This is a genomic window from Asanoa sp. NPDC050611, assembly GCF_040654855.1.
Taxonomy (GTDB): Bacteria; Actinomycetota; Actinomycetes; order Mycobacteriales; family Micromonosporaceae; genus Asanoa.
Genome location: NZ_JBFAIU010000314.1, coordinates 1 through 8,888, shown reverse-complemented (window position 1 = coordinate 8,888; position 8,888 = coordinate 1). Strand labels below are relative to the sequence as shown.

Annotated in this window: 10 protein-coding genes; 3 read left to right on the top strand and 7 right to left on the bottom strand. The window is 73.6% G+C overall.

Features of this window, described 5'->3' with window-relative positions; translation table 11 throughout:
• A partial coding sequence (locus tag AB0H87_RS33000; RefSeq protein ID WP_360154654.1) for an amidohydrolase family protein occupies positions 1-653 on the top strand: 653 nt, incomplete at its 5' end.
• 96 nt (positions 654-749) lie between these two features.
• Here the strand turns inward: AB0H87_RS33000 and AB0H87_RS32995 are convergent.
• Genes AB0H87_RS32995 through thrC form a run of 3 tightly spaced genes read right to left on the bottom strand, consistent with a single transcriptional unit; the run spans position 750 to position 3,780 of the window.
• The gene (locus AB0H87_RS32995; protein ID WP_360154651.1) at positions 750-1,916 is read right to left on the bottom strand and encodes an amidohydrolase family protein; all 1,167 of its coding nucleotides are present in this window, start codon (positions 1,914-1,916) and stop codon (positions 750-752) included.
• Entirely contained in the window at positions 1,913-2,599 is a 687-nt protein-coding gene (locus AB0H87_RS32990) for an FCD domain-containing protein (protein WP_360154648.1), read from the bottom strand. Before AB0H87_RS32990 ends, AB0H87_RS32995 begins: the two co-directional genes overlap by 4 nt.
• Positions 2,596-3,780: a threonine synthase gene (thrC, locus tag AB0H87_RS32985; protein WP_360154645.1), complete on the bottom strand. Its 1,185-nt coding sequence runs from the start codon at positions 3,778-3,780 to the stop codon at positions 2,596-2,598. The genes AB0H87_RS32990 and thrC overlap by 4 nt, the downstream gene beginning before the upstream one ends.
• A gap of 98 nt (positions 3,781-3,878) precedes the next feature.
• Here thrC and AB0H87_RS32980 point away from each other — a divergent pair, with 98 nt between their 5' ends.
• Positions 3,879-4,499, top strand: coding sequence for a phosphodiesterase (locus tag AB0H87_RS32980; RefSeq protein WP_360154642.1), 621 nt, complete (start codon positions 3,879-3,881; stop codon positions 4,497-4,499).
• Here AB0H87_RS32980 and AB0H87_RS32975 read toward each other — a convergent pair.
• The 4 genes from AB0H87_RS32975 to AB0H87_RS32960 all read right to left on the bottom strand — a co-directional run bounded on the left by AB0H87_RS32975 (position 4,489) and on the right by AB0H87_RS32960 (position 8,024).
• A complete protein-coding gene (locus tag AB0H87_RS32975; protein ID WP_360154639.1) occupies positions 4,489-5,112 on the bottom strand; it encodes a GNAT family N-acetyltransferase in 624 nt (207 codons plus the stop codon). The two genes, AB0H87_RS32980 and AB0H87_RS32975, sit on opposite strands and share 11 nt — an antisense overlap.
• Before the next feature lie 13 nt (positions 5,113-5,125).
• On the bottom strand, positions 5,126-6,709 hold the full coding sequence (locus AB0H87_RS32970) for a Na+/H+ antiporter (protein WP_360154636.1): 1,584 nt from the start codon (positions 6,707-6,709) through the stop codon (positions 5,126-5,128).
• Positions 6,710-6,745: 36 nt separating this feature from the next.
• Positions 6,746-7,288 carry an RDD family protein gene (locus AB0H87_RS32965; RefSeq protein ID WP_360154633.1) on the bottom strand — a complete coding sequence of 181 codons (543 nt, stop codon included), beginning with the start codon at positions 7,286-7,288 and terminating at the stop codon, positions 6,746-6,748.
• A 64-nt stretch (positions 7,289-7,352) separates the two neighbouring features.
• Positions 7,353-8,024, bottom strand: a complete 672-nt coding sequence (locus AB0H87_RS32960) for a GntR family transcriptional regulator (protein WP_360154630.1) — start codon at positions 8,022-8,024, stop codon at positions 7,353-7,355.
• Positions 8,025-8,072: 48 nt separating this feature from the next.
• On the opposite strand from AB0H87_RS32960, the gene AB0H87_RS32955 reads away from it, so the two are divergent.
• Positions 8,073-8,888: FAD binding domain-containing protein (locus tag AB0H87_RS32955; RefSeq protein ID WP_360154627.1), on the top strand; the 816-nt coding region annotated here is incomplete at its 3' end.

Sequence of the window (8,888 nt, the reverse complement as noted above, 5' to 3'; positions counted from 1 at the left end):
ACTTCAGCCTGCTGGAGACGCTGGACCAGCGTTTCGTGGACGCGCTGGCGGGCGGCGAGGCGGCGGCCTGCCACGTCGCGTCGGACGGGAACGACGGCACGCTGGTCGGTCGCACGCTGGGTGACCTGGCCGCCGAGTGGGACATGGGACTGCCCGAGGTGGTCCTGGAGATCCTGCGCCGCGCCGGCGACGACTTCTACGACGCGGTCGTGGTCGAGCCGGTCTTCGCGGACGACGACCTGCGCTGGGCCCTGACGCAGCCGGACTTTCTCATCATGGGCGACGGCCTGACGGGGGCCTTGGACGGTCCGCTGGCGGGGCACGCGATGTGCGCGTCCGACTGGGGCTACGTGCCGGAGATGCTTGCCCGCTTCGTCCGCGACGAGGCGCTGGTGCCGCTGCCGGCGGCGGTCGCCCGGATGACGGCCGAGCCCGCGGCGCAGGTCGGGCTCACGGACCGGGGCGTGCTCGCACCGGGCTACCGGGCCGACGTGGTGGTCTTCGACCCGGCCCGGGTCGGCACGGCGGTCCGCGAGGACGCGCTGGTCGCGGTGCCGTCGGGGATCGACGAGGTGCTGGTCAACGGCACCGCCGTGGTGGCGGAAGGTCGGCTCACGGGCGCGCTGCCGGGGGTCGTGGGGCGCCAGGCGTGACCGCGCCGCCTCCCGGCGCGCCTGGCCAGAGGCCGGTTGCGCGATCGTCGGGCACCAGGCCGCGGGCCGTGCCGCAACGTGGCGCTGCGCGCCGGGCTACGGGTTCGTTGCCGGCGGGCGGAGGACGCCGCCCTGGATGACCTGGCGCACCTTGCGCAGCGCGCCGAGGTCGGCCAGCGGGTCACCCTCGACCAGGACCAGGTCGGCGACCTTGCCCACCTCGATCGTGCCGAGCCGGTCCGCCAGGCCCAGGTTGGCCGCCGCGTGGCGGGTGGCCGCGATCAGCGCCTCGGCGGGGGAGAGGCCGACCTCGGCCATCAGCGCGATCTCCGCGGGCAGCCCGCCGTGCGGGTTGAACGGCGTGCCGGCGTCCGTGCCGGCGGCGAACTTGACGCCCGCCTCGTGCGCGCGCCGGAAGCTGGCCGCCCGGTCCTCGACCACGGCCTGCGACTTGGTCCGCAGCCACGGCGCCAGTTCCGCGCCGTGGGCGAGGGCGCACTCGACCCCGGCCAGCGTCGGCACGAGGTAGACGTCGTCGCGGGCCAGCAGCAGCTCGATCGCCTCGTCGTCGAGGTAGAAACCGTGCTCCACCGAGTCCACACCGGCGCGCAGGGCGTTCTTGATGCCTTCGTTGCCGATCGCGTGCGTCGCGACCCGCAGGCCCGCGTTGTGCGCCTCCTCGACCAGCACGGCCAGCTCGTCGGGGGCGAACGCGGTGCGTCCGGCCGTGACGCCGGGCGTGAGCAGGCCGCCGGTCGACATCACCTTGATGAAGCCCGCGCCCTCCTTGACCGCCTGGCGGGTGGCCTTGCGCACCTCGTCGACGCCGTCGACCTCGCGGCCGAGGAAGTGGCCGTGGCCGCCCGTGATCGTGATGACCAGACCGGCGGCCTGCACGCGGGCGCCCTCGACCAGGCCGTCGTCGATCGCCCGGGCCAGCTCGATCGCGACTCCGCCCAGGGCGCCGCAGTCGCGTACCGTCGTCACGCCCGCGTCGAGGTGGGCGCGCGCGTTGCGGGCCGCGTGCAGGGTGGCGCGGGTCAGGCTGTCGCCGGTCATCTGGGTGATGATGTCGGGCGTCGCGGTGGCGCACAGGTGGGTGTGGCAGTCGATCAGGCCGGGCAGCAGCGTCGCGCCGGCGCCGTCGACCACCGTCCCGCCCGGCTCGTGGCCCAGCGCGTGAATCAGTCCATCGTGGATGATTACGGTGGTGTCCACCAGACGTTCATCGAGGAACACCCGGGCGCCGACGATCGTGATCACGTGTCCTCCAGCTCGCCCAGGTGGTCGTCCATCACCGCGGCGATCCGCCCGGCGTCCCGGCTGCGCAGCGCGCGCAGCGTCTCCCGGTGGATGTGCACGGTGTGCGCGTAGTCGGTGTACTGCTCGTCGAAGCCGTCGAGCAGGATCGCCAGCTCCTCCATGATCTCGTGGGAGTAGCGGGCCAGCCGCGGGCTGCGGGCCGCCCGGGCGATCTCGTAGTGGAACAGGTCGTTGGCGTGGACCCACTCCGCCGGCTTGCCGCGCGCGGGCGCCAGCAGGTCGATCGCGGCGGCGAGCGCGGCGAAGTTCTCCTCGGTGGCCCGCTGCCCGGCCAGCCGGGCCAGCTCCTGCTCGACCGGCCGGCGCGCCTCGGTCAGCTCGGCCAGCGTGGCGCGGTGGCCGGCCCGGGACAGCGCGAGCACGGCGGGCGGCACGATCGACGTGGCGACCTCGATGCCGCCGGTGTGCCCGCGGGTCACCCGCAGCACTCCCGCGCCGGCGAGCAGCCCGACGGCCTCGCGCACGGTCGGCCGGCTGGTGCCGAGCAGCGCGGCCAGGTCGTCGATGCCGGGGATCCGGTCGCCGGCGACGAAACGGCCGCTGCGGATGGCGTACGTGATCTGGTCGACGACGTCCTCGTAGAGCCGCCCGCCGCGGACCGGCACGAACGGTGCGTCGGTCACGCCGCGCGCACTGCGTCGAGAGTGGGCTCGACCTCCGGAAACGGCACGGCGGTGGCGCCGGAGGTCTTCAGCCCGCTCCCGGTGACGACGTGCACCACCCGGTCGTGCGGGCCGATCAGCCCGTCGGCCCGGGCCTGTCGGATCGCGGCGATCCCCGCGGCGGCACCGGGCTCGGCGAAGACGCCGGCGTGCGCACCGAGCAGCCGCACGGCGTCGAGGATCTCGGTGTCCTCGACCGCCCGGAAGGCACCGTGGCTGGCGCGCACGGCCCGCAGCGCCTTGACGGCGTTGCGCGGCCGCCCGACCGACACGGAGTCGGCGACGGTCCGCGCCTGGACGGGCTCGATCTCCTCCCGCCCGGCGACGAACGCGTCGACGATCGGCGCGGCACCGGCCGGCTGGACGGCCAGCAGCCTGGTCGCGCCGTGCCCGCCCGCGGCGAGCCCCTTGCCGATCGCGGCCACGGTGCAGCCGTCGCCGACCGCGACGCTCACCCAGTCGGCGGGCGTGCCGGCGAGCTGGTCGGCCAGCTCCAGCCCGCAGGTCTTCTTACCTTCCATGAGGTACGGGTTGACGGCGCAGTTGCGGTCGTACCAACCGAACTCGCGGGCGGCGTCCTCGCACAGGTAGTAGGCGTCGTCGTAGCTGCCGCGCACGAGCATGACCCGGGCACCGAACGCGGCGAGCTGCGCGAGCTTCCCGGCGGGCGTGCCCACGGGCACGAAGATGCGCGCGGTCAACCCGGCCACGGCACAGGCCCCGGCGAGACTGGAGGCCGCGTTCCCGGTGGAGGCGCACGCGATGTCGGTGAACCCGCCGTAGACGGCGAGCTCGACGGCCAGGGCGGACGACCGGTCCTTGAGCGACCCGGTGGGGTTGCGGCTCTCGTCCTTGATCAGCAGCTCACCGACCCCGAGCGCCGCCGCGAGCCGGGGCGCGGGCAGCAGCGGGGTGGGCGCGAGATAACCGGCGGGAAGCGTGCGCGCCCCGGCCGGCAGCGGCAGGTGCGACCGGTAACGGTCGAGCGGATCGTCGCCGTCACCGCGCCCCGCGCCGTCGACGACGACGTCGAGGACGCCGGCCAACCCCTCGTGCCGCGGGCAGACGTGAGCGTCGACAGTGGACGGATGCGCCTGTTGGCAGAGCACGCAGCGCAGCGCGACCGGCAGTACGTCGATCATCGATCCATTGGACGCCTGCCTTCGGCAAAGGTCAAGACCTTTGCCCTTTGACGCTCGTTTCAGCGCGGCCGCAGCGGGCATGTGGTCGCGTGCGGAAGGTGCGGTCGCCTCTCGGTGCGGTGTTCCGGGCGTTGTCCCGGGTGCGGCACGGTCGGGCCGTGCACAAGGTCGGTCGCACGTTCGAGGCCACGTTCACCAGCCACGGCACGGTCGTGCCGTTCGACCGGTCGGGAAAACATCCGGCCCTCGTTCGGCTCTCGCGCGGGGCCGGGCTGCCGCGTGGGTGGCCCGACGTGCTCGGTGTGGCCGTGCGCGTGCGCGACGGTGGCGGGCCGGGCCGCGACCTCGACCTGCTCGTCTCCAGCGCGTTGGGGCGGGCGCCGCTCGTGCGGCAGGTGCCGTTCCCGCGGCGGCGCATGAGTGCGGCCGGCTACACCTCGATCGCCACCTACCGCACGCGCCAGGGCCGCCGGCTGTTCGCCGCGTTCCCGACCACCAGCCCGACGCGCCTGCTGGTCGCGACGGCCTCGCGCACCGGTCGGTGGCGGGTGGCCGGACATCTCGACCTGGGGCAGGCGGTGTCGCCGGAGGTCGACCGGGGGCTGACCTTCGACCCGCTGATGCGGTCGGTGCCGGGCGTGGTCGCGGCCGGCCTGCTCTGGCGGCTGCGTGCCACCGCCTACCGGGAGAGCCGCCGAGGCCGGAAGGCTAGCCGGTAGGCGCCAGGTCCTTGTGCATCAGCACCGAGCGGAAGCCCACCGCGCTGCGGAGGCGGCCGTGGGTCGGGCCGCCCTCGGTGTAGCCGAGGTTCGCGTAGAAGGCGCGGGCGCCCGCGTTCGAGGAGACCACCTGCAGGACCGCCCGGCGCTTGCCCGCCGCCGTCGCCGTGTGCTCCAGGTGGGCCATCATCTCCGCACCGGCGCCCTGGCCGCGGGCGCGGTCGTCGACCACCACCGAGTGGATCTGGGCCTCGTCGGCCGCCGGGGGAGAGGCGACGATCAGCAGCCCGCGTGCCACGCCGACCAGGCTCTTGACGGCGTTGGCGGCGCCCATCAGCGACGGGAGCGACAGCAGGGCGCCCGACGCGGTCGGCGGGCGGGGCGCGTCGATCGTCGCCACGGCGCCGGTCGCGACCACCTCGTCGCCGCGGACGAGCACGAACCGTCCGTCGAGTGGCCCCCACAGCACGAGGCGCCGCACGAACTCGGCCTGTGCGGCCGGGTCACCGCGCAGGAGCCCGGGCAGCTCGAAGGCGTACAGCTGGGTCAGCAGCCGGCTGAGGACCGGGATGTCGGACCTGGCGGCGGATCGGACACGCGACGGGCTGTCCACATGGAAACGATAGCTAGTCGGTGGGTGCCGGGCCTAGCAGCCGGACCTCCTCGATGTCCATGGACGCCTGTAGGTCGCGCAGGACGATGTCGTCGATCTCGCGGTCGTCGCGCATCTTCGTGACCGCCACCCGCTTGCGGTGCAGCACCTCCAGGCGGACCCGCCGATCGACCTGGTCCTGCCACGCCTGCACGCCGTGCTCGGCGCCTTCGGCGTGCAGCGTGTCCAGATGCCCCTGGTAGTCGGCGCGGATCCGCTCCGCGACCTCGTCCGGCGCCCCGAACCGGGCCGCGATCTCGGGCAGCGCCGCGAGCCCGACCTCGGTCGCGCGGATCCGCGCGTGGCGGGTCTCGTCGACGCGGGCGGGGTCGCCACCGGAGAGGCCGGCCCACCGCACGGCCAGCGGCAGTGTCGTGCCCTGCAGCAGCACGGTGACCACGATGACGACCGTCGTGCAGAAGATGATCAGATCGCGGTCGTGGTACGTGCTCCCGTCGTCGAGCGTGATCGGCACCGCGAGCGCGGCGGCGAGCGAGACGGCGCCGCGGAAGCCGGCCCAGCCGCCGGCGGTGCGGACCTTCCAGTTGACGCGCCGGGCCCGTTGCACCGGGCGGCGGTCGACGAGGCGGATCACCCACGCCACCACGTGCACCCACACGAGCCGGGTGACGATGACCGCGCCGGCCGTCAGGAACGCGATCGCCACCGCGTGCCGCACCGACACGCTCGAGATGCCCCGCAGCGCACTGGGGATCTGCAGGCCGACGAGCACGAAGAGGCTGCCGTTGAGCATGAACGTGCCCAGGTCCCAGAACGAGTACGCCTCCAGCCGCGAACGCGCCCGGATGATCCGCGGCCCGGCCCAGGACAGGACGAGACCGGAGACCACGACGGCGACCACCCCGCTCGTGTGGATCGCCTCGGCGACGAGGAACGCGATGAAGGGGGTGAGGATGCTCAGCCCGCCCTCGCGCTGCGCGTTGTCGAGGTAGCGGCGGACCAGCACCACCCCGTACCCGACGACGAGACCGACCAGCACCGCGGCGGCCGACGACCAGATCAGCTCGCCGACGAGCAGGCCCGCGCCGGGCACGTGCCCGCCGACGAGCGCGCCGACGGCGACGGCGTACAACACCAGTGCCGTGCCGTCGTTGATCAGGCTTTCGGCCCGCAGGGTGGTGAGCGTGCGACGGGGCATCCGCTTCGCGAGACCGGCCACGGCGGCGGCGTCCGTGGGCGCGAGCACGGCGCCGAGGATCCAGGCCGCGGCGGCGGCGACCCCGGCGGCCTGCAGGGTGTACGAGACGGCGACCATCGTCACGATCACCAGCACGACCGCCGACAGGATGATCACCCGGAGGTTGGACCGGATCTCGCGCAGGCTCGTGTTGAGGCTCTCCCAGTAGAGGATCGCCGGAAGGAAGAGCAGCAGCACCACGTCGGGCGGCAGGTGCACGTCGGACAGCGCCGGGATGAGCCCGAGCAGCCCGCCGAACGTGAGCAGCAACACCGGCGGCGCGACGCTGTACCGCGATCCGATCGCCGTGCCGACCAGAACGGTCGCGCCGAGCACGACGACGAGCAGCAACCCCTCCATGGTCGACATCGTGCCCGACGGCGGGCTGTGGCGCTCCTACCCGTGCCGCACGACGGAGTTGGCCATGCGGTCGTGCAGCGTGCGCTGGCGGTCGCCGAAAATCATGAACGAGTCGACGAGGAACCAGACGCTGCAGGTGAAGATGTTGAGCAGCCAGCCGAGCAGGCCCTTGATGCACAGCTCGCGCAGCGCCATCCGGCCCCAGTCGAACCGCTCGCCGGTGTTCGCGTCGACCACCACGTGCCCGAGCAGCTTCTTGGCCGGCGTCTGACCGTCGGACCAGGTGACCAGCGACCAGACGAGCCAACCGATCCCGAGCGTGATCAGGCCGAGCAGCGAGTCGAGCAGCGCCGCGCCGAGGCGGCCGCCGGCCGAGACGAGCGGATAGTTCACCGGGTACGGCGGCGGCCCGTACGACACCGGCGGCGCGGCGGGAACGTACGGCTGCAGCTCGGCGCCGGCGGTCGGCGGCGCGGCGTAGCCGTAATGCGGCTGCTGGGCCGGCGGGAACGGGGTGGTCGGCGGGTAAGGCGTCCCGTAGACGGGAGCACCGGGCGGCCCGGCGGGCGGTTCGGTCATGACATCCCAGGCTTCTGGAGACGCCGCCGCGAAACGATCCCCCGATCGGGTGGCGCTGTCTGGGCTAACCCGGGAAGCGCACCTCGCGCGCGGCGCCGTGCATGTCGTGCGGCAGGTCCGCGTACGCCCACTGGTGTGCCCGGGTGTGCAGGCACGCGGCTTCCACGTCGCCCGCCGCGAGTACGTCGAGCAACTCCGCGTGCTCGGCCGCGACGTGCTCCAGCGACGGGTTCGTCAACACCAGCGTGATCGCCGTGCGGGACTCGATCTGCAGGCCCTCCCAGGCCCGCTGCAGCAGGAAGTTGTCGCTGGCCACCACGACCCGCCGGTGGAAGCGGGCGCTGGCCAGGCCCATCGCGCGCAGGTCGCCGGCGGCCGCGCACCGGTGCATGTCCGCGACGTCGTCGCGCATCGCGTCGAGGGGGAGCCGGTTGTTGAGCATCGCCAGGCGGGTGGCGGTCTCCTCCAGCGCCGCGCGCACCACGTACGCCTCGCGGATGGTCTGTTCGACGAAAGGCAGCACGTGCCGACCGCGCCGGGGGCGGCTCTCGACCAGGCCGAGGCCCTCGAGCTCGCGCAACGCCTCGCGCACCGGCGCCTGGCTGGTGCCGAAGTCCGCGGCGATCTTCGTCTCGATCAGCCGCTCGCCCGCCTTGAGCTGACCCGAGACGATCAGCTCCACGAGGCCGTCGCGGATGCTCTCGCTCAGCGTCGGCTTCGTCTTGTTGACCAACATACATAGACCGTATACGTTCATTATCGATATCGATAATGAGGGGCCGCCATGCTGACCGAGGTTCATGTCCCCGACGACGTCTCCGCCGCGGTGCGGTTGCTCGACAATGGCGCCACGGTCCTCGGCGGCGGCACGAGCCTGATGCCGCGGCTCAACGACTACGCGTCACCGCCGACCGAGCTGGTCAGCCTGCGTCGCACCGGGCTCGCGGGCATCCGCGTCGACGGGGGGACCGCGGTGATCGGGGCGGCGACGACCCTCGCGCAGGTCGAGGACGACGAACGACTCGAGGTGCTGAACCCGGTCGTCCGCTCGATCGCCTCCGTCCCGGTCCGCAACCTCGCCACGGTCGGCGGCAACCTCTTCGCTCACCAGCCGCACGGCGACCTCGCCGTCGCCCTCGTCGCGCTCGCGGCCCGGCTGACGCTCGCCGACGGCGACGTCACCCGCGAGCTGCCGGTGGCGGACTTCGTCGACGGCGACCGCCCGCGCGGCCTGGTCACCGAGGTCGCCTTCGCGCTTCCGGCGCCCGGCAGCTTCCGCTATCTGAAGGCCGCCCGCCGCCGCTTCAACTCGGCGTCGATCGTCACGGTCGCGGCTGTCGTCGACGCGGACGCCGCAACCGCCGCCGATGCCGGCGCTGGAGCCGGCGGCGGACCCGGCGGCGCGGCCGCCGGCGGCCGCGGCACCGTGCGTATCGCGCTCGGCGGCGTCGGCGACCGCATCGTCCGGGCCCATGCGATCGAGGCCGCCCTGGCCGGCCGGCCGCTCCGATTCGCCGTGTTCAGCCCCGACGTGCCGCCGATCTTCTGGAAGAGCCTCGTCGCCGCGTCGTTGTCGCTCAAGGTGATCATTTTCTTGGCG